The sequence below is a fragment of the Thermosporothrix hazakensis genome (genome assembly GCF_003253565.1).
GTDB classification, from domain to species: Bacteria; Chloroflexota; Ktedonobacteria; order Ktedonobacterales; family Ktedonobacteraceae; genus Thermosporothrix; species Thermosporothrix hazakensis.
The window spans coordinates 142098-163210 of the sequence record NZ_QKUF01000007.1 but is presented as its reverse complement, the minus strand read 5'-3'; the positions used below and the strand labels follow the sequence as shown (position 1 = coordinate 163210).

Below are 21113 nucleotides of genomic sequence, written 5' to 3'. Positions count from 1 at the left end.
ATAAATACCTGCACTATATCATAGCATGCAGGTGGCAAGAGAGTTGTAGAAGCAGGACCAACGGCTTACCAGAATGCGCCAGAAGGCCCCGGGCTTGATGTATGGCGCATCTGCATCCTCGGAACGAGAGAACGCGAACAGCGCCTGACAGGAGATCTTGCCTGTGCTCTATCCGTTTTCACGAACACGTTTGACAGACGGGAATTGATAAGCGTATCTCGTCAAACGCTTCTGGACAGCGTGCCGCTATGGGTCGCCGCACCGCGGCGACTCGCAGACATACTGACTGAAAGAAGCATCCCCGGGGAGTGTCAATACAACCTTTCTGACAAAAAAGAACGTAGCCGCTCCATCAGTCGATAGAAGTGGCTACGCTTTCTGAAAGGGATTCACCATGCACTACTTTGGCAAATAAATGATATAGCCAGTGATCGTTTTGCGGACATAGTTCTTGTATTGCTTGTAACGCGGGTCATTCGATTTCATGTATTGCTGAAAAGTCTTATCCTGCGCAGAGCCCGGACGAAACACATACGCGACCCGATCACTCATCTTGACCTTTTGATAGTAGAGGTAATAGCGATTGTGCCCCTCATTCAGCTTCTCATTCAAAACGCTGCATATAACGCGCTCTTTACTCCGGAAGATTATCCGATTGCAGGTCCAGTAATCGGAATAAATACGATCAATATGCCAGCGCCCGAGTTGCCGAATCAGGAAGCCTTCATCCCAGTTGAGCTTCTGTACAAAAGGCACATCATAATGCTGTGTCCCATTCTGGGTGAAATAAGGCTCCTCCCGCGGATTGTACGCCTGGGGCGGGATCCCGGTAAAGGTACTGAAAGTTCCCAGTATATAGATACCAAGCGCAAAGATCAGACAGCAGCGCCGAAAGATCGTGCTTGTTAGCGACATGTTCCACTTCAGCGGGAACGAGCCACGCACAACCAGCCATTGCAGCTTCTCGGCAGGCTTGATCAGCACCCAGAGCAAGGCCGGAGTCGTTACAATCAGACCGGTCAAATAGCGTGAGGTCGCTACCGGATAAATCGCAGGGTTTGCGCTGACCACATACAGTGCCACAGGAATCAAGCTGTTTACCAGTAAGGCCAACCGTGCCCACTGAATAATGCGCTCTTTCCGCAACTCAGGCGTTATCGGCTGCCGATACAGACGACGCAAAGAGACAAGACAGAACATCACCGCAATTGCCCAGAGCAGAATCACCGCAAGCGACCAGCCAGTGTGCATAAAGGTACAGCTCACTTGCGAAAAATCCCCGAAGCGGAAGACAGGAGTTTTCGCGGTTGAGCCATAACAAAGCGGATTGGCCCCTGAGACTGTTGGTAATGCGATCAGAAAAGTGCCCTTTAACTGTCTGACAATCCGCTCTCCTGGCGGTGGCTGTGGCACGCCAGTCGCGGACATGACGTTCAGGAAATAATCAATCGTGCTCTTACCGGGGGGCGCCGTGAAGTTGTACGCGATCAGTGGCCAGGCCCCCAGAATCAGACCGAGCAGAGCGATCAACCCTCCCCAGCGCCTGACTTCAGGCCAGCAGAAGATCACCAACAGCAATCCACTGGTCAAAATAAAAGGCGCGATTAAGAGATGACTCCAGACACCAAAGCCAGCGATTAACCCCCAGAGAGCAAAAAGAAGAAGCCGCTTCCAGCGAAACTTTTGCACAGTCCCGGGTGGGGACGACGTCAACGCCAACCAGGCGGCAAGCAACATCAGAAAGGCTCCACCAAACATGGTCTCAGGCACGCCCCCAACAGCGATCAACTCACGCATCAGCATCGGGTTCGAGCCAAAGCACAGGAATAGAAGGGTAATCAGAGCTACTTTCCGGGAATAGAGCAGACTCGTCAATAAATACATTCCGATCATAAAAATGGTGTAGATCAGAATGAGTCCTAGCCGCAGGTTAACATCAGAAATACCAAAGAGCCGAAAAAAGGCAGCCGCAAGAAACGCTTCGGCTGACCCCATATACCCTTGAGCGTAAAAGAAGACAGGAAGCTCTCCTTTGAAAGCAATGTGAATCCCCATTAGCCCCATTACACCTTCGTCGCTGTCAAGAAGCGGCCATCCCTGATTAATCAGTGCAACACGAATTCCGACAGCTACCGCGATAATGACTGCACTCCATATTGCATAGGGGCTTAGCTTTAGAAAACGTCCTTCTTTCAATTGCGGCATACGAACAATATGCTTTCCTCTTTAATAGTATTCAAGCTTCCGGTTAAGGCGCATTCTATAAACGAGGCCCGGGGAAGAGGTTATGCTAGCAAATCAGCATGGAACACAGACATGCTAAACAACCTGTACTAAGGAGGAAGTATAACATTCTCCAGTGGGTGTGACAAGGAAGAGCTTTATGAGTGGGTACATTTGGTCCAATACTAGAAGGATGCCCAACAAGCGGTACATCCTTCTACAGGCTTAAATAGGCTGTTACCAACATTGCAGGAGTTCCGGTTCGTTGTTCCCTCACCGCATCTCGTTCCGTCATTCTCGCTTTTTCCGCTCGATTCAGACCTACTGTTCCAGGAATCTTCATTCGGGCGAAAAGAGCGCTATCTCCCCCTCTGTCACATCGCCTTCCGGGCTGATCCGAAAGACACGTGCATAGGGTGGCTCGGGGTGATATTGAAGCGAAAAGATGATATAGAGATATCCGCTTCGCCTGGACCACTCAATATCCCGCGCTGAAGGGTATGCCTCAGTGATCGGGTGCGAATGATAATAAATCATATCCCCGTCATAGCTATCAATATCATTGAAGATACGAACAATATCTTGCTCGCTGATAATAGAAAAGTCCTCGGGATGTTCCGCTACATTGGCAGTGGGGTAGTTCTTCACAACCGTGCCATGAACACTCCCGAGTGCACCACAGGCCTCCTGTGGATATCCAGCCAGCACATGGGCAACCATTTCCGCATAGATCGCCTCTGGAATACGCACAACAAAGCCGGGATCAGCTACCATAAGACTTTTGCCTCTAAATTCTCTTCAAGTTGTTCAAGGTTCTGCGTCCACAGGTCCTCACTCAGATATTTCCAGCCGCCATCAGCCAGCAGCGTGACAATCTTCCCGCGCTCCATCTTCTCAGCAATACGGAGCGCCGCATGCAAAGAAGCACCACAGGAAGGACCTGCAAAAATGCCTTCCTGATCTTTCAACTGGCGTGTCCGACGTATGGCATCAATCGAAGAGACCAGTATCCTTCCATCCAGCACCGATTGATCGAGTACCGGCGGTACAAAGCCATCAGCCAGGCTACGCAACCCCTGCACCCCCTCGCCCTGCATCGGTTCAGCAGCGATCACACGAATAGCAGGGTTATGCTCCTTGAGCCGTCGGGCGTTTCCAGTAAGCGTGCCACCTGTTCCCAGGCCTGCAACGAACACATCAATATCCGGGAGATCGTGAATAATCTCAACTGCTGTCCCATAATAGTGGGCCCGGGGATTCGCTTCATTCCCATACTGATAGAGCATCACATAACGATCATCCTGCGCTGCCAGTTCGCACGCCAGTCGGACCGCGCCATTGCTTCCCAGTTTTCCATCTGAGAAGATTATCTTCGCCCCGTAGAGCTCAAGCAACTGACGCCGCTCCCGCGTGACGTTATCCGGCATCACTGCAACAAACCGATAGCCCTTGACTCGGGCGATCATTGCCAGCGAAATGCCGGTATTGCCGCTGGTAGGCTCCAATAAAATAGAGCCGGGAGTCAATTTGCCCTGCTCCTCCGCTTCTTCGATCATCCTTTTGGCGACACGATCTTTTACGCTGCCAGAGGGGTTGAACCCCTCCAGCTTCGCATAAATCTCGACACCAGGACGCGGGCTAAAGCTCTGTAACTCAACCAGAGGAGTATTTCCAATGGTTTCCAGTATGCTCGTATAGCGCATCAGCTTCTCCGCTTCAGTCAGCCACTTGATGAATTACCGTCCCCCGGCCATCGCGGGCAAGAGAATCACGGTATCATTGGCACCAACCACTGTCTCCAGTCCCTGAAGATAACGCACATCCTGATCATTCACATAGATGTTGATAAAGCGGCTCAACTCGTTATCCGGCTGAATCTGTTGCTTTAACGTCGGGTAGCGCTCGAAAAGATCCGCCAGCACTTCCCCGAGCGTATTTCCCTGTGCAGCAACCTGCTTTGATCCGCCAACTGAGGCGCGCAAAATCGGTGCAAAGCGTACGTTTGCCATCCTTCATTTACTCCTTATAGCATTTCTTCTCTATTTTTTAGCCGGTCAAAGCACACACATCTGCATAGGTGGGCAGATCTTCGGGGTGTGCATTCTCTCCACATGCCGGGCACTGAGGATCACGATACAACTTCAGTTCGTTCACTTCAGCAGACAGCGCATCATAGGTCATCAAACGACCCACCAGTGGCTCACCCAGGCCGAGCAATAACTTGATCGTCTCGGTTGCCTGTAAGAGCCCGATTGTGCCGGGTAGCACGCCCAGAACGCCAGCTTCCGCACAGCTTGGAGCCAGTTCCGGTGGGGGTGGAGAAGGATAGAGACAGCGATAGCACGGCCCCTCATGCGGCTTAAAGACCGTTAGCTGACCCTCAAAGCGGAAGACACTGCCATGTACGACTGGCTTATTCTCGATAATGGCTGCATCATTGAGCATATAACGTGTGGGGAAGTTGTCGGTCCCATCCAGAATAACATCATACTCGGCAACCAGCCGCCGCACGTTCGTCTCATCAAGGCGCTCAATATAGGTGACAACATTGATATCCGGGTTGAGCGCTTTGAGTGTCTTCTGAGCCGACTCGGCCTTATACTGACCGATGCGTTCTGTGTTATGCAAAATCTGACGCTGGAGATTCGTTTCGTCGACGACATCGGCATCAATAATACCGATTGTGCCAACGCCTGCCGCCGCCAGATAATAGGCAGCAGGGGAACCAAGACCGCCCGCGCCAATCAACAGCACTTTGGAGTCCAGCAGCTTCAACTGGCCTGCCTCTCCCACCTCCGGGATCAGCAGGTGACGGCTATAGCGCTTTGTCTGCTCCTCGTTCAGCGTGCGGGGAAGGACGTAGTTCAGACCACTTCCTTTCCACTGTCCAAAACCTCCCGCCATTGAAATGACGTTTTCGTATCCCATTTGTTGTAAGGTCGCGCCCGCCATCAAAGAACGAACACCACCCGCACAATACAGGACGACTGTTTTCGATTTATCTGGAACCTTTTCTTCTATCTGCAATTCCAGGAAGCCACGGGGAACATGGAGGGCACCGGGTATATGTCCTTCGTTCCACTCATGCTTCTCCCGGACGTCTACCAGAACAATCGATTGATCGTCCTGTCCCTTCTCCCGCTGTGCCAGTGCCTCATGCACCTGAGCAGGAGACCACTCGGGCACATGTTGCCGGGCACGCTGCAAGATTTCGCGAGAAGCGTCACCCATGTTGTACACCTCATTGTTGACAAAGTAAATCAATTTTGTTTTCTTCAGATACTAACAAAAGCTTACAACCACATGTCGCTCTTGTCAAGGAAAGTCTCGGGCAAAGTCCCGGAAGAGAGGCTTTTTCCTGTTCGGAGATCGGTGTTATCAGTTCAAACATCTTCTTTCGCCGAATTATTCCACAGGCCAGCGCTTGCAATTTGCTCGTTTTGCTGCTACCTTGAGAGTGAAGCACGATGATAGATCAAGGCACGAAAGGAGAGTTGTATGACGCAAACAGCGGACTGCATTATCATTGGCGGGGGAGTCATCGGGACCAGTATTGCCTATCATCTCGCGAAGCAAGGAAGCGGTCGTGTGCTTCTTGTAGAGAGACGCGCAATCTGTAACGGCACCACAGCTCACTCAGGCGCTATTGTGCGGCAGCACTACTCCCATGATTTCACGGTGCGCATGGCAAAAGAAAGCCTGCATCTCTTTCAGCATTTTAACGACCTCGTTGGCGGCGATTGTGGCTTCATTCAGACCGGCGTGTTGATCTTCGCTGATCAGGAGGGAGAGAAGACCCTGCAAGCTAACGTCGCGCTTCAGCAGGCCCAGGGAGTCAATGTTGAGGTGTTGACACCCGCCGATGTCCGTGCGCGGTGCCCGGAATACAGCGGAAACGATATCTCGCTTGCTTGCTACGAACCAGATGCGGGAGTGGCCGATCCAATGGCAACCACCCACTGTTTTGCCCGCAGAGCCCGCGACTATGGCGCGACCATTCTGGAAGGCGCTGCTGTACAACGTATTTTGATCGAGAAGGGACGCGTTATTGGCGTCGAGACCACACAGGGGCGCTTCCTTGCTCCCTCTATCGTTCTTGCCGCCAATGTTTGGAGCGTTGCCCTGGCACATCAGATCAGTATCTCACTACCCATTACCGCCACACGACATCCCATGCTTGCTCTCCGTCAGCCCGATGATATGGGAGGTCGCTATAAAGCACATGCAGTCTGCCTGGATATGTCACGTTCTTTGTATCTTCGACCCGATCCGGGAGGTGTGACATTGGTCGGTTCTTGCAGCGACGTCCATACCCCAAGCGACCCTGACCACTATCAACAAACGCTTACCCGGGAAGAGATATCATTCTTTGCTCACAAAGCCCCGGAGATTATGCCTGCACTGGCACGGGCGGCAATGCGTGGCGGATGGGCCGGGCTCTATGATGACACGCCGGACTATCACCCGATTCTGAGCGCTCTACCCGATTATGAGGGACTCTATTGCGCCGCCGGTTTTAGCGGGCATGGTTTCAAGCTCTCTCCTATTGTCGGGCAATGGATGGCCGCCCTCGTTCGTGGGGATACCCTCCCCGCCGATCTGCTTCATTTTGATATACAGCGCTTTCAACAGGGACGTACGATCCGTCCACAGTATGCCTCATCAGGTGTTCTAGGCTAGCAGTCAGGAGAGGTGAGCATACCCTGTTCGCCTCTCCATTCAGCGCTTAGCCCGCAATGACATGATCCGCGATTAAACAAGAAAGCGCCTTTCTGGCTGCGTACGGCGTTGCGATCCTGCTCGCGACTCCATGAATAGCCTGCTCAACCGGCTCCAGATACGGCTTCAATCTGGTATATCGCATAGAGATCTCATATAAGACATAGGCAGCCGTCTCTGCCAGCCAGGGCGAGGTTTCGACCCGTGTTAGCAGGTTCAAGAGAGGGCCGATGGCATCTTTACCGAAATTCACCAGACCTTTTGCAGCAATCCAGGCAACAGCATGATCGTTGTCGAGCAATGCCTGTACCAGGGTGGGAATAGCCCGCTCATCCTGAATCTCTCCAAGCGCCCGCATACAGTGCCAGCGCATCCAGGAGGATGGGCTTTTGCTTGCCTCTATCAAGGCAGGCGTTGCGCGCGGCCCGATCTGTACCAGCGCGATAAACACCTGACTGTTAAGCGGCTCATCTGCCTCCTTGAGCTCTTTCAACAGAGCCGGTACAGCTTCCGCGCTGCGAATACGCCCGAGCGCTTTTGCCGCCTGCAAACGAATCGTTAATTGAGGATCATGCAACTCCTCTACAAGCGCGGGAACAGCTCGGGTACAACCAAGCAGACCCAGAATATTGATTGCGTTCTCGCGCACGGAAGTATGACGGTCCTTGAGTGCGTCAAGCAATACTCTCTCCGCACGAGCAGAATCGATGCCTGCACCGGGCTGAAACAGCGTTCGCAACTGCATTCGTGCATAGGGAGTGCGCAGCGATTTTGGGACAACGAAGGGTTTCCCTGCCCACGTTCCAAGCGCGATAAACTCAAGAAAGTATTTCGCAAGCCTGTCATCATCCAGCGACGATACTGCCTCCACAGCGCGAGGGTCATTTTCCATAATCCAGTGCATTAATCGCCACGCCGCGCCACGATGCCCATCAGCGGCCTCCTGCGCAAGCACCTGAGGCGGCGTTACGCCAATAGGGGGAACTTCTGTCTGCATTTCCGGGGAGGTGGTTTGTACTTGTCCTTTTTTGGCAGGAGGTTCATTCTGCGCCATAGCTGAAAACTCCTCAATAAAAACACGCTCCATTGCTCTACATACTGTTCTGGTAACAGCACTACAGATACTTCAGCTTCGCAGAAGGACTAATTACAGTATAGCACAAGAAAGATGAGATATTTCAAGGAAGAAAGTAGAAGAAAAAGGGGAGCGTCTATAAAGACACTCCCCGGGTCTGTCTGGCTCTTATTCTGCCTGCATCGCGGTAAACACGCGCTCAGGTGTCATCGGGATTTGCTCCAACCGGGCGCCGACCGCATCGTAAATGGCGTTTGCGACAGCCGCCGCAACCGGAACTACGGGCGGCTCACCAACACCTTTCGCGCCAAACGGTCCCCGACCGGAGGGCACTTCTACCAGCAGCGGCGTAATATTCGGCACGTCCTGGCTATGCGGCAAGGCATAATCCATCAGGGTTGGTGTGAGCAACTGGCCGTTCTCGTCATACTCCATGCCCTCGAACAGAGCCCATCCGAGTCCCTGGGTAATCCCACCACACATCTGACCCTCGACCTCAGCAGGGTTAATGGCATAGCCAACATCCTGAGCAGCAACATAATCCAGCACACGCACTTTGCCCGTCTCTGGATCAACCGCCACCTTCACCAGATGGGCCGTGTACATCGGCGACGCATTAGCGATTGCTGAGCGCCCATTGCCATACACCGGGGCATACGGAGCCCCAAAATTCATCGAAGAATTGGCGATCTGTTCCAGCGAGACGTTCTTGCTCGGGACGCCACGCACCACAACCTTGCCATCTTCGATCTCCAGATCGTCAACCGCAGCCTCCAACATGTCAGCCGCGATCTCCAATACCTGTCTGCGTGCATCCTGAGCTGCCTTAAGTACGGCAGGACCCATCGAATAGATTGTTTTACTGCCACCAGTGCCGCCACTGTACGGCATCGTATCGGTGCCATCATGCGCGACATTCACCGATGCAACTGAGAGCCCAAGCCCCTCAGCCGCAATCAGCGCCATCGAGGTATCAGAGCCCGTCAGATCAACGGTGCCAAGCACTACCGTAAAGGTACCATCCTTCTCAAGACGACAGGCCGCAGCCGCCGACTCGGTGCCACCCGGCCAGCCACCAACGGCAACCCCTATGCCGACTTTCCATCCCTTCAGCTCATCCGGCACGACTGTCTTCTGCTGCTCGCGTTGCTGCCAGAGTGGATGTTGCTGAATACGCTCAATACATTCTACAAGGCCAATACGCGGCAAGCGCTGACGAAAGCCTGACATATCTCCCTCGCGCAACGCGTTCTTGCGCCGGAACTCCAATTTGTCCACGCCAAGCTCATTACAGAGTGCGTCAACGGTTGATTCCAGCGCGAAGGTGCTCTGTGGCGCATTCGGAGCGCGATACGCACCAGTACTCACCTTATTGGTCAACACCTCATAGGCACGAATGTCCACGTTCGGGCAATTATACGTGTTCGCAAGAATCATGCCACCAAACGAGGCAGCGGCACCAGGGAAGACCCCGGCATCAAAGATCACCTTCGCCTGAAGGGCTACCAGGGTTCCATCTCGCTTCGCGCCAAGTTTCAACTTGAAAACAGCCTGCGGAGCGGGATTTCCCGCAAGCAGATCTTCCTGACGCGTGTAGACCAACCGAACCGGTCTGCGCAGCTTATACGCCACCGCACCAGCCAACGGTTCAAGCAGGCCGAATTTACCACCAAAAGCGCCGCCAATGGGGACCGACTCAACATGAATCTGTCGCTCTGGCAGATTGATCGCCTTCGCAATCGAGGAACGTGTTTCGTATAATCCCTGCGCGCTGGCCCAGACTTGCAGTCCCGAGGGGCCGGGGACCACCGTTATCGATTGCGGTTCCAAATACGATTGGTGAACCGGGTGCGTCCGATAGGTGCGTTCAACGACAACGTCGGCCTCACGCAGCCCGACCTCAATATCACCTTTCTTTATATGCGCTTTGTCACTCACATTTTGAGAAAGGGGCTCTTCCTCTTCTTCTTCCTCCGCACCTTCGTCGGAAACCGCAGCATGGGCTCCCCCACCGGCAATCTCTGACACCTCGTCCTCACTCCGCGAACGAGCCAGGGGCGCATCTGGGAGAAGTGCCGCTTCAGGGTCAACGACAACAGGAAGGGGATCGTAGTCTACTTCAACGGCTGCCGCACCATCCTCAGCCGCCGCCTCGGATTCGGCAACCACAACCGCAACGGGATGCCCGCACCAGCATGCTTCATCTAGAGCAAGCGGTGATTGCGAGCGCGAAGAAGTTCCGGCACCCGCCATTTCCAGGGTCTTCGCGGTAAATACAGCAACAACACCTGGAATCGCTTCAGCGGCGGCGGTATCGATACTCACAATACGCGCATGGGCATAAGGGCTCAGGACTAACCGTACATGCAGCATTCCATATGCCGTTATATCACCAGCATAGCGTGTACGCCCGGTCACTTTCTCAAGCCCATCCAGTCGATTCGTAGATCTGCCGACCGCCCTATAGTCGGTATTTGGATCAACTGTTTGCGTCATCTACAGCCTTTCTCCATTCAACAAAAAAACAAAGATAGTATAGGATCGAGAGGTCTGCAAAAATTCAGGACGAGGTATTCTTTCCCGCACTGCCTCCATACCCACAATAACCTGCTTCTTTACTATAACACATTCCCAGGTAATCCATACAGCCTGGCGCAGGCCTTCAAAAAAGAATAGCGTTTTGATCTCGAATAAAATATGATACGATTACTGACAAGGTATCATCACAAAAGGAGCACCAGAAACCATGCCCGAAATTGATGGAGATCATATCTTTGGTTTTGATACACTGGCCGTTCATGCAGGCCAGCGCCCGGATCCGGCAACAGGAGCGCGTGCAGTTCCAATCTATCAGACAACATCATATGTCTTTGATGACACCGATCATGCCGCGCATCTCTTTGCTCTGCAACGCTTCGGCAATATTTACACACGCATCATGAACCCGACAACGGCGGTCTTTGAAGAGCGTATCGCGGCGCTGGAAGGTGGCACCGGAGCAGTCGCAACCGCCTCGGGAATGGCCGCGCAGATGGTCACCATGATGACGCTGCTCCGTCCCGGAGATGAGCTCATCGCTTCCAGCAGCCTCTATGGCGGAACGCACACACAGTTTGATATTATGCTGCGCACCTGGGGCATCAACACTGTCTTCGTCGACAGCACCGATCCGGAAAACTACCGCCGCGCGATCACGCCACGCACTCGCGCCCTCTATGGCGAAACCATCGGCAATCCTCGGGGCGATGTCCTCGATATCGAGGCTGTGGCCACAATCGCCCATGAAGCTGGCGTGCCGCTCATCGTCGACAACACCTTTGCGACCCCCTATCTCTGCCGCCCATTCACCTATGGCGCGGATATCATTGTCCATTCAGCCACCAAGTTTATTGGCGGACATGGCACCTCTATCGCGGGTGTTATCGTCGAAAACGGGCGTTTCCCCTGGGACAATGGGAAATTCCCGCATATCGTTGATCCCTCGCCCGGCTACCACGGCGTGCGCTTCTATGAAACCTTTGGCGATTTCTGCTTTGTGATGAAGGCCCGCTGCGAAACCGTCCGCGATGCAGGCCCAAGCCTGAGCCCATTTAACTCATTTATGCTCCTGCAAGGACTGGAAACCCTTTCCTTGCGCATGGATCGCCACTGCCAGAATGCCTTACAGGTTGCTCAATTCCTGCATGAGCATCCTGCCGTGAGTTGGGTGCGTTACCCGGGCCTACCTGATGATCCATCGTATGAGCTGGCACAACGCTACCTGCCAAAAGGCGCAGGCGCAATCTTCACCTTTGGTGTCAAAGGCGGCTACGAGGCAGGCAAAGAGGTCATCAACAATGTAAAGCTCTTCTCTCACCTGGCAAACGTTGGTGATGCACGCAGCCTGATCATTCACCCGGCCAGCACCACCCATCAGCAGCTCTCCGAGGAGGATCAGCTTGCAGGGGGTGTCACGCCAGACCTGATTCGTCTCTCGATTGGAATCGAAGACATCAGCGACATTCTCTGGGATCTGGACCAGGCGCTTCACAAAGCGACCGGCAAGACACAGCATCCCGTCACCCGAACTATCTCAGACGAAGGAGTACGCGAGTGAGCCAGAATACACAGGCTATATCGGAATCCTCGACGCTCGACATGTATGCACGTCTGAAGCTACTTCAGCAGTACCGCAATATCGCGATTGTTGGCGTCTCGGCTGACCAGTATCGGCCAAGCCACTTTGTAGCCATCTACATGAAGGCCGAGGGCTACAATATTGTGTTGATTAATCCCCGCTATGCCGGGCAAACTATTTTAGGGAAAAAGGTCTATGCGTCGTTAAGCGAAGCCAAAGCGGCAGGCGAAACGATTGAAATCGTCGATGTCTTCAGAAAAGCCGCCGACACACCGCCTATCGCAGAAGAGGCGATCAAGATTGGCGCAAAAGTGCTCTGGCTACAGCTCGGCATCCGCAACGATGAGGTTGGAGCCCGAGCCCGAGAAGCCGGATTGCTCTTTGTACAGGACCGGTGTATCAAAATGGAGCATGCTCGCTTCTTCGGCGGGCTCCATACCGTCGGTCTCAATACAGGTGTCATTCTTTCACGAATGAGGTTGTAAACAACGCTGGTTTTATCTCGAATCACACGGTTTTTGGAAGAGAATGGAGGTTGTGGCGACGACATCACTCAGAGTGAGGAGGGCGCAGCTAAAAAGTGCTGAGAACGCTTCCATACAAGAGGGATGAGGCCCACACTTCCTTTCTGATCCGTCCTGCAACCGTTCAGCAGATCGCAACGAGATAAGCCAGAATGCTCGGACAGTAGCTGGTTTCGTTGGCAAACAGGAAGCAAAAGGTGAACTTCTCAACACACAATCTACCATATGAACAAGAGCTCAACCACGATCAGTTTGAACTCATGTTACGCCGTCAGGGATGGCATCTGATCCGCTATAAGTCGATGTACACTGATTCCAGGGTCATTCGGCTGCGCGGCACCTCCTATGAGAACGGCCATCCATCAGGACGCCAGGCCGCCTTCTATCAGGCATTTGGTGACAATACATTCCGCAAAATTCTGCGCCATGTTTTCTTTCATCGTTCCTGTACGTTGGTAGACCTTAAACGCATCTGTAGCAGCGAGCCCAAGCTGAAGAAATACCTGGATTTTATGACCGAGCATCAACTTCTGCTTTATGACGGGACATGCTGGCATAAAAACCCCTATTATCAGCATATCGATAATCTGGGCCCTACCCTCGAATGGTATGTCGCGGAATGGTTCCGCACATGGTTACAGGTTCCCGCCCGGCACGGCGTTGCTCTGAAAGACGTTGCCGATGGTGGTGATCTGGACGTCGTTGCCTTTGTTGATGGCATTCGCGTAATGGTGGAGTGTAAATCGGGGAGCCCATCCAAAATTACGAGCGCTGACCTGCAATTGTTCCTCCATAGGGCTGCTGATTTCAATCCGGAAATCGCGGTCCTGCTGATCGATACCGAAAGCAAAATCGAGCAGCAGATAGCCATGTTGAACAGGCTCCGAACAGAAGGAGGCGCCCTGACCGCGCAGGACTCTCACCGCAGTCTGTACTGGGGGGCACGCCACATCTATGCGATCAATTCCCGGGTCAGTATTGCTGATTCGCTCTCATCCGTGCTTCGTCTCTACTACTCGAAGATCCGGCATCTCTCATTCTAAAGCCCAAAACATATGGACTGTTAAACAGTCCATATGCCTCCGGGGTTTATTCCTTCTGTGGTTCAAGCCGAATGCGCTTCAGGCGTGGCTCGGTCTCTTTTTTCTGTTTCTCCTGAAGTTCGTAGAGCGTCTGTCGATAGGCACTGAGGAAATCAAGCAGCGCCAGACTCTCTTCAGCAGTCAGATCAAAACTCAGCCCTGACGCATGACGAAGGACCATCCCTCGCTCTTCCACACGCGCTTGATATCGCCCGAGTATAGCATCCATAAGCAGTCTCCCTTGCTTGACATTCAGCAGAATACCTGTTTAAGCAGACACGGCCTTCAGTAACATTCACTATACTACAAAAAGCGACAAATATCTATGTCCCTCAACTGTCATGCAGACAGCTCCAGAGCACATACAAGCAACAGAAATCACAACGGATGAATAAAAAAAGAGGAAAGGAAACAGCAATTGTTCCTATCCTTTGCACACAAAACGCCTAGAGTATCGGCCAATCGTGACCTGCGGCCTCATAGATAGCCTCAATTGTCGCGAGGTTCTCAAGCGATTCACTCAGGCTACGCTCTGGCTCCTTCCCGGTCAACACACATTCAGCAAAGTGCTCAACCTGTAGCTGATACTGATCAACCATCGGGAAATTACGCTCCGCCATTTGCCCGTTTTTCATGGCAAAAACAATGCCTTCCATATTGCGGATCGCGAACGGCACCGGAATAGTCAGTGTCCCGAGATCGCCTACAATTTCGACACTCTGACGTCTTGGCCCTTCAAAACCCGAATCGATCAAGCCGTAGCGCCCTTCACCATAGTCCAGAATGGCCGCCATCGCCAGATCAACACCGCCCGGTTTCACAACGTGCACCCGAGCGCTGACTGAGCGCGGAGCCTGCCCATAGACGGCATGACAGAGGTTCACCGCATAGCACCCGAGATCAACCAGCGAACCACCTGCTAGCTCTGGCTTCAGGCGAATATTCTCTGGCTCATCGCGAATATCAATAGTAAATGAGGCTCGTACCAGCTTGATCTGGCCGATTTCTCCAGCATGGATCTGCTTCAGCGCCCACTGGATCTGTGGATGAAAACGATACATAAACGCTTCCATCAGCAAGACATTGTGCTCCTCGGCCGCCTCTATCATTTCTTTTGCTTCCTCAACCGTGACCGCGAGCGGCTTTTCACAGAGCACATGCTTGCCCGCTTCAGCGGCTTTGATCGCCCACTCGGCGTGCAGGCTGTTCGGCAATGGGATATAGACCGCATCAATGGCGGGATCATCTAACAGTTCCTGATAATCGGCATAGATACGAAGGCCGGGAACAAACGAGTAGAGATCTGCTGCCTTCTGCGGATCTCGGCTTGCAACAGCTACCAGCCGTCCATTCGTCGAGGCCTGGATAGCTGGAGCAACAGCGCGAATGCTGATCTGAGCGGTCCCAAGAATGCCCCAACGAATAAACTCACGCTTCATGCCCTGCATGGGTAGATCCTTTCCCCCGAAAAATAGCCTCACCATGACAAGCGAAATAGCGACTTGTCAGCGAGGCTGAGAGTTTTGTTTTCTTCATTATAGCGCACAGCAGCAGCTTTATTCTTGCTTAAATCTCAGCGCCAACAACAAAGATTCGATCCAGCGCATGCACAACCTCAACAGGCACTCCATACAGCCTGCTCAACTGCTCAGAGGTAATCACTTCGTCTGGCTTCCCAATCATGCTCTGACCATTTGCGATGTAAATAACGCGATCCACCACCGGGAGCAGCGGGTTAATATCATGAGCCACCAGCAGGACGGTGACGTTACGCGCCCGACTGACCTCGGCCACAACCGACACAATTTCCTGTTGATGAGCAATGTCCAGATTGGACAGCGGCTCGTCAAGCAACAATAGCTGTGGATCACTCAAGAGAGCCTGAGCAATGAGCAAACGCTGTTGCTCGCCACCTGAGAGCTGACCGACGGGCGCTTCAGCAAAGCGCAACGCATCAACCTCTTTGAGCGCCTGGTTGACTTTTGCGTCCCGCTGCTTGCTCGGCCAGCCGATTCCCCATCGATGCCCGTCGAGCCCCAACCCAACCAGATCACGCGCCCGCAACGCCAGCTCGACTTCAAGCGTGCGATGCTGGGGAGCATAGCCAATGGCTCGGTTGCCCGTTCGTGGTTGCTGTCCTAGCACACGAACAGTACCACCGGCAGGCTTGATAAGCCCGAGCAACAGCTTCAAGAGCGTACTCTTCCCCGCTCCATTTGGTCCCAGAACAACGACAAACTCCCCGGCATTGATAGTCATACTCATATCACGCAGGATGGAGCGTCCCCCCAGTTCAATGCTCACATTGTCCAGTACAATCGCCGGCTCTTGTGTTGTCACCGTTTTCTTACTCCCTCTCAATTCCATGCCTTCGCTCTTTCCAAATGAGACAATATATCTATAACAGTGTAGCATACCCGCTGCGGGCGGTCAACAAAATGCTACACCTTGCAAGCATACACAGAATGTGCCTACAATCAAGAAGGTGTTTCACACCTGAATTTACAACAGAGAAAGGATGTCGTGGCGTGGCAACACTACAGACCAAGTATCCTTATCCTATTCGTGTAGGGGTTCAGATGCAGCCCCAACATACGACATACCAGGACTATGCTGATGCGGTACGTCGTATCGAAGATCTTGGTGTTGATACTATCTGGAACTGGGATCACTTCTTCCCTCTCTATGGTGATCCCCAGGGCAACCACTTTGAGGGTTGGACACTTCTCACGGCAATGGCAACCCTCACTTCCCGCGCCAAAATTGGTTGTCTTGTCACCTGCAATACCTATCGCAATCCTTCTCTACTGGCAGATATGGCAAAGACAGTCGACCATATCTCAAATGGGCGCCTGATTCTCGGGCTGGGCGCGGGCTGGTTCGAACGAGACTATACAGAATATGGCTATGAGTTCGGAACAGCGGGCAGCCGCCTGCAAGCGCTCGAAGAGGCCATCCCCACCATTCTGCATCGCTGGGAAGTTGACGTGCCCAAACCGATTCAGCAACCACTTCCTATCCTGATTGGCGGCAGTGGTGAGAAAAAGACACTCCGCATAACAGCCAAATATGCCCAGATGTGGCACGGATTTGGCGATGCCGCTACGCTAAAGCATAAAATGGAAGTGCTTGACAACTGGTGCAAAGAGGTTGGGCGAGACCCTGCTGAAATTGAGCGCAGTGCTGGAACCGGAGCAAACGACAGCGACGAAGCCAGAGACGCTCTGGTTGAGGCTGGCGTCACCCATCTCATCCTGGGCATGCAGGCCCCCTGGGACTTCGATGCGATCAAACGACTGGTCCGCTGGCGTGACAGCCGCTCCGGACGCTAACGAAGAAGCATTTTTGTTGGGAGTAGTATAGAAATGCTGCTCCCACTCGCTTATTTTCCTCTCCCTTCAAGAGACATTCCCTCTTTGCAGGGCTTCACCTCTTTCCGCCCGGTTGAGCACGTACATCATCAGTCAAGGAAAAAAGATGAAGAAAAGCACGCTTGCGAAAGGTTCATTCCTGTTCCTTTTTCTCCTGTTAGGAGTTTGTTCCACCAATTCACCTCTTCCGCGCCGCACCTCACGAGAGATGGAAGCAGAGGTAGAGCGCACCGAAGACGGGAAATTACGCATTTCCTGGTGCTCGGCCCCCGAGATGCTCTCCCTCTATTGGAGCACATCCCCTGACAATATCGAGCAACAGGGAACCTTGCTGACACACATTACCGGCAACACATCCATTGTCATTGATGACCCGGACCCGACCACCCGTATCTATTTCCGTCTCGTTCCAGAAAATGGGCAGGGAATCACCATTGCAGAGCGCCGCCTGATGCTTGAAGGCTGCTCGAATTTTCGCGATCTTGGTGGCTATAAGACCCGTGATGGTCGCCGCGTTAAGTGGGGACACATCTTTCGGTCGGAAGAGCTTGCTGAGCTTACGGAAAAGGACAAACAGTTCCTGTTGCGCTCGGGCCTTCAGTTGATTTATGACCACCGTTCCGATATCGAGGTCAGTCGCAAACCAGATCCAGCGCTGAATGGAACCCGCTATGTGCATGTTCCAGTCCTGCAAGACTCACCCGGCATCACATTCGATATGGTGAAATTCATTCAGGCGGCTGAGTCAGGTCAATTCGGTTCCGCAACCGACTTTATGTCGAACCTGACGGTGGAAATGGCAATTACAGAGTCCTGTATTCCGGCCTTTGCCACCTTCTTCAAAACTATACTCGATCAGGCAAACCATCCGCTGGTTCACCACTGTACCGCCGGAAAGGATCGTACCGGCTTTGCCTCGGCCTTGCTGCTTCTGGCACTTGGAGTACCGGAGAGCATTGTTCTGGATGACTATGAGCTCAGTACGGTCTATCGACGCGATGCCAATCAGAAAATGCTGACCATGCTCGGCGCTCTCCTTAACAACCCGCAGACCATTGAATTTATCGGCACGATGCTGGAAGTACGGCGTGAGTATCTTATCATGACGCTCAATGCAATCAAACAGCGCTATGGTACACTGGATACCTACTTTGAGCAATGTATGCAGCTTACCCACAATGACCGTCTCCGGCTTCAGGAGATACTACTAGAAGACTGAGTACTACGCATAACAACTCTCCCATAATATCTAATATCGGGAGAGTTTCTTTTATCCGGAGGGAGAAAAAGAAGAATGCTGTTTCCTGTTGATGGAGGCGCAAAGGGAACAGCATTCTTCACACGTGAACACACCACAAGCGAAAAAGGGTTCTATCTTACTGCTTTATCTGGCTACTTGACGTCTGCTATTGCGCCGTCGGAAGAGGCTTTTGCTGCGATATTTCCGACGACCGGGAACTTATAATACTCGCCTCGGGCAGCCTGAACAATGCCAACAATCCAGCCAATGAAGACAAGCATATTGACGATCAGGAACGTAAAGAATAGAGCTAACGCATAGAATCCACCCAGGAAACCACGCGGGAATAGATCCCAACGATCGAACAAGCCAAACATCGTCACGAAGGCCACATCAAAGAGTGTCGCCAGCCCAAAGAACAACGTGGACTGCAACGCATGGAAACGCACGAATGGGTTTCGGTGACCAAAGAAGAGGCAAACGATCCCGGAGAACCAACCCAGCATATAGCTTCCCACGGCCAGCAGGCGGGTTTCGCTCTCGCCACGAGGGGTAGAGACCGTATAGATAGGTACATAGGTCTGTACTGGCGGCACCACCTGTTGTTGCTGCTGCGCGACATACTGGCGTTCGTACTGTTGTTCCGGTGCCTCGAACCGGTCTCTCCATTCCTGATGATATTGCGTCATCTCTTTCACCTATATCGTTCTTTATAAAAACAGTGCTCGCTTAATTTCTCTCTTTGTTTATCCTGACAGTGATAACTATACTCGTGAGATGTCACAACGATATCGCGAAATTGTCGCAAAACTGTCATCAATGCTCATAGAAATGGAGGAATATCAGAGGATAAAAAAAATCTGACCTCGCAGGTGAGGTCAGATTGTCGGGGTGACCGATGGGGCTCGAACCCACAACCGCTGGAGCCACAATCCAGAGCTCTGCCTATTGAGCTACGGCCACCACACGTCGCATTCGCTTAACGCACCGTCAGTATAGCGGAAGTGTCGCGGCTTGTCAATAGGTTTCGGAAAAAATTTTAGCTTTTCTTTCCATTTCCGCCACAATTGGGCTCAGCCTGATCATGCGATGCTTGCCAGCGCAGGCGTTCCTGTTGAGCTTCAACAAAAACATTCTCAATAGTACGATCGCCCGCAGCAACCATAGAACGTAACGTCTGCAATGTCTCAATATAATCATCCAGGCATTGCACTATAGCTTCACCATTGGTCAGGCAAATATCTCGATACATCTGGGAATTCCCGGCAGCCAGTCGCGTGACATCTCTGAAGCCGCTAGACGCCAGAAGCGCCATCTCTCCCCATGCAGGCGAATTCGCCACGGTCTGGACCAGCGCTGTCGATGCCAGAAACGGCAGATGGCTGATACAGGCAACCTGCTTGTCGTGCTCAGCGGGATCCAGAAAGCGAACGCGGGCACCCAGGGCGTGAATCATGGTAGTGACCATCTCTAACGCGGCGGGGTTCGTCTGTGCGGTTGGCGTCAGACAGTACACCCGTCCACAGAAGAGATCGGGATCTGCCGCCTCAACACCGCTCAGTTCCTTCCCTGCCATCGGATGCCCACCCACAAACGCCACAGAAGAAGGAAGAAACTTTTCAGCCCAGGCGAGAACCTGCCTCTTTGTACTGGCGACATCGGTCACAACCGTCCCGGGAGTCAGAGCCGGGGCAAGGTCCTGTAACAGCGCATGCATCGCCCCAACAGGTGTCGCCAGAACGACCAGATCCGCGCCTCGAACCGCGTCGGGGAGGGCCGTATATGCCTGTTCAATTGCCCCGATTCTGCGAGCATGATCACTGACCCCTTTTCCCAGATCATAGCCCACAACCTCAGATGCCGCTCCTGACCTGCGTAAAGCCAGCCCGATAGATCCCCCGATCAATCCCAGGCCAATAATAGCAACACGAGTAAACATGACTGCTCCCCTTCACTCGTCGATGGTTCGTACAATTAAAAATATGGGAGTTTCTCTACCCATTCTTCACTGTTCGGCCCGAGCGCTGAAACCAGCATAGATGTCACGTCATCGCTCAGCAGGCGTTCACGTTCAACACGATAGAGTGTGAGAAAACGCGGGAGAATCTCCGGACCATAGGCGCTCAACAGGTCGGCGGCAAACTGTTCTAGCATCAACTGAAAGCCAAGATAATCTTCAGGGTCCGTATCTTCATACCAATCGAAGCTACGCAGCGTAGTAGGTGTCTTTCCATCCGGCTCTATTTCGAAAACGTCCTCATACTCTTCAAACAGATCTTTCTGCACCGTTCCCTGAACATGATCGAGTTGTTGTGAAAGCCATAAAGCGGCAAATGTAACCTGCCACTCATCAGCCCAGAGAGGAGTATCCTCCGGCCACGGGCGCGTATCTTCCATCAAAAAGGCCAACGCGACCGCGTGATAGAGCATAAAAGAAAACTTTTCCGCCGTCAGTTCACCGAAAATACGATCGATTTCCAGCGGAATAACGATCGTAGGCGGTGTCGTGCTCTCGGTCCAATATGGATGAGGTAACGACGTTTCATCTATATCGTCGCGTGGAGCGGCCTCAAGGTCTTCTGACGCAACCAGCAGGACCTCGAATTCCGGTACCGGTTGCTGTAACAACCGGCCCAGAAGCGAGGCCGCCTTTTCAAGCTTCAGCACAATCTGCCTGGCTTGCGCCTCCTCCCCGGGCGGATAATAGGCCATAATTGGCTCATTGATGGTATGATACGTCTCGTAGGGGAAGAGCATTCTTT

General features: G+C 52.8%; 19 protein-coding genes and 1 tRNA gene. 6 read left to right on the top strand and 14 right to left on the bottom strand.

Features of this window, described 5'->3' with window-relative positions:
• Positions 1-399: 399 nt before the first annotated feature.
• The 5 genes from EI42_RS12635 to moeB form a co-directional block, all read right to left on the bottom strand.
• Positions 400-2205, bottom strand: a complete 1806-nt coding sequence (locus EI42_RS12635) for a hypothetical protein (RefSeq protein ID WP_111322421.1) — start codon at positions 2203-2205, stop codon at positions 400-402.
• A 357-nt stretch (positions 2206-2562) separates the two neighbouring features.
• The gene (locus tag EI42_RS12630; protein ID WP_111322419.1) at positions 2563-2997 is read right to left on the bottom strand and encodes a M67 family metallopeptidase; all 435 of its coding nucleotides are present in this window, start codon (positions 2995-2997) and stop codon (positions 2563-2565) included.
• Positions 2991-3926 (bottom strand): PLP-dependent cysteine synthase family protein, encoded by a 936-nt coding sequence (locus EI42_RS12625; RefSeq protein ID WP_111322417.1) that lies wholly within the window; start codon positions 3924-3926, stop codon positions 2991-2993. Before EI42_RS12625 ends, EI42_RS12630 begins: the two co-directional genes overlap by 7 nt.
• Positions 3927-3959: 33 nt before the next feature.
• Positions 3960-4232, bottom strand: coding sequence for a MoaD/ThiS family protein (locus tag EI42_RS12620; protein ID WP_111322415.1), 273 nt, complete (start codon positions 4230-4232; stop codon positions 3960-3962).
• A gap of 37 nt (positions 4233-4269) precedes the next feature.
• Positions 4270-5454, bottom strand: a complete 1185-nt coding sequence (moeB, locus tag EI42_RS12615; protein ID WP_111322413.1) for a molybdopterin-synthase adenylyltransferase MoeB — start codon at positions 5452-5454, stop codon at positions 4270-4272.
• Positions 5455-5721: 267 nt separating this feature from the next.
• On the opposite strand from moeB, the gene EI42_RS12610 reads away from it, so the two are divergent.
• The gene (locus EI42_RS12610; RefSeq protein WP_111322411.1) at positions 5722-6903 is read left to right on the top strand and encodes an NAD(P)/FAD-dependent oxidoreductase; all 1182 of its coding nucleotides are present in this window, start codon (positions 5722-5724) and stop codon (positions 6901-6903) included.
• A gap of 46 nt (positions 6904-6949) precedes the next feature.
• Here the strand turns inward: EI42_RS12610 and EI42_RS12605 are convergent, their stop codons facing one another.
• Positions 6950-7996 (bottom strand): HEAT repeat domain-containing protein, encoded by a 1047-nt coding sequence (locus EI42_RS12605; protein WP_170142578.1) that lies wholly within the window; start codon positions 7994-7996, stop codon positions 6950-6952.
• Positions 7997-8185: 189 nt separating this feature from the next.
• Positions 8186-10513 (bottom strand): xanthine dehydrogenase family protein molybdopterin-binding subunit, encoded by a 2328-nt coding sequence (locus tag EI42_RS12600; RefSeq protein WP_111322407.1) that lies wholly within the window; start codon positions 10511-10513, stop codon positions 8186-8188.
• 250 nt (positions 10514-10763) lie between these two features.
• Between EI42_RS12600 and EI42_RS12595 the strand changes: the two genes are divergently transcribed.
• The 3 genes from EI42_RS12595 (at position 10764) to EI42_RS12585 (ending at position 13701) form a co-directional block, all read left to right on the top strand.
• Positions 10764-12113: an O-acetylhomoserine aminocarboxypropyltransferase gene (locus tag EI42_RS12595; protein ID WP_111322405.1), complete on the top strand. Its 1350-nt coding sequence runs from the start codon at positions 10764-10766 to the stop codon at positions 12111-12113.
• Positions 12114-12154: 41 nt separating this feature from the next.
• The gene (locus tag EI42_RS12590; protein ID WP_111322659.1) at positions 12155-12619 is read left to right on the top strand and encodes a CoA-binding protein; all 465 of its coding nucleotides are present in this window, start codon (positions 12155-12157) and stop codon (positions 12617-12619) included.
• A gap of 236 nt (positions 12620-12855) precedes the next feature.
• Entirely contained in the window at positions 12856-13701 is an 846-nt protein-coding gene (locus EI42_RS12585) for a hypothetical protein (RefSeq protein WP_111322403.1), read from the top strand.
• A gap of 46 nt (positions 13702-13747) precedes the next feature.
• Here EI42_RS12585 and EI42_RS12580 read toward each other — a convergent pair whose 3' ends face one another.
• From EI42_RS12580 to EI42_RS12570, 3 genes are all read right to left on the bottom strand, one after another.
• Entirely contained in the window at positions 13748-13969 is a 222-nt protein-coding gene (locus EI42_RS12580; protein WP_111322401.1) for a hypothetical protein, read from the bottom strand.
• Positions 13970-14186: 217 nt separating this feature from the next.
• Positions 14187-15188 (bottom strand): Gfo/Idh/MocA family protein, encoded by a 1002-nt coding sequence (locus EI42_RS12575; RefSeq protein WP_170142577.1) that lies wholly within the window; start codon positions 15186-15188, stop codon positions 14187-14189.
• 118 nt (positions 15189-15306) lie between these two features.
• Complete coding sequence (locus tag EI42_RS12570; RefSeq protein ID WP_111322657.1) at positions 15307-16080, bottom strand: metal ABC transporter ATP-binding protein; 774 nt, start codon at positions 16078-16080, stop codon at positions 15307-15309.
• 188 nt (positions 16081-16268) lie between these two features.
• Here EI42_RS12570 and EI42_RS12565 point away from each other — a divergent pair, with 188 nt between their 5' ends.
• Positions 16269-17072 carry an LLM class F420-dependent oxidoreductase gene (locus EI42_RS12565; RefSeq protein WP_246046367.1) on the top strand — a complete coding sequence of 268 codons (804 nt, stop codon included), beginning with the start codon at positions 16269-16271 and terminating at the stop codon, positions 17070-17072.
• Positions 17073-17217: 145 nt separating this feature from the next.
• A complete protein-coding gene (locus tag EI42_RS12560) occupies positions 17218-18330 on the top strand; it encodes a tyrosine-protein phosphatase (protein WP_111322395.1) in 1113 nt (370 codons plus the stop codon).
• Positions 18331-18503: 173 nt separating this feature from the next.
• On the opposite strand, the gene EI42_RS12555 is transcribed toward EI42_RS12560, so the two are convergent.
• From EI42_RS12555 to EI42_RS12540, 4 genes are all read right to left on the bottom strand, one after another.
• A complete protein-coding gene (locus EI42_RS12555; protein ID WP_137686233.1) occupies positions 18504-19040 on the bottom strand; it encodes a DUF4870 domain-containing protein in 537 nt (178 codons plus the stop codon).
• A 201-nt stretch (positions 19041-19241) separates the two neighbouring features.
• Positions 19242-19314, bottom strand: a tRNA-His gene (locus EI42_RS12550).
• Between the two features lie 76 nt (positions 19315-19390).
• A complete protein-coding gene (locus EI42_RS12545; protein ID WP_111322391.1) occupies positions 19391-20290 on the bottom strand; it encodes a prephenate dehydrogenase in 900 nt (299 codons plus the stop codon).
• A 35-nt stretch (positions 20291-20325) separates the two neighbouring features.
• On the bottom strand, positions 20326-21108 hold the full coding sequence (locus EI42_RS12540) for a hypothetical protein (protein WP_111322389.1): 783 nt from the start codon (positions 21106-21108) through the stop codon (positions 20326-20328).
• Positions 21109-21113: the final 5 nt, after the last annotated feature.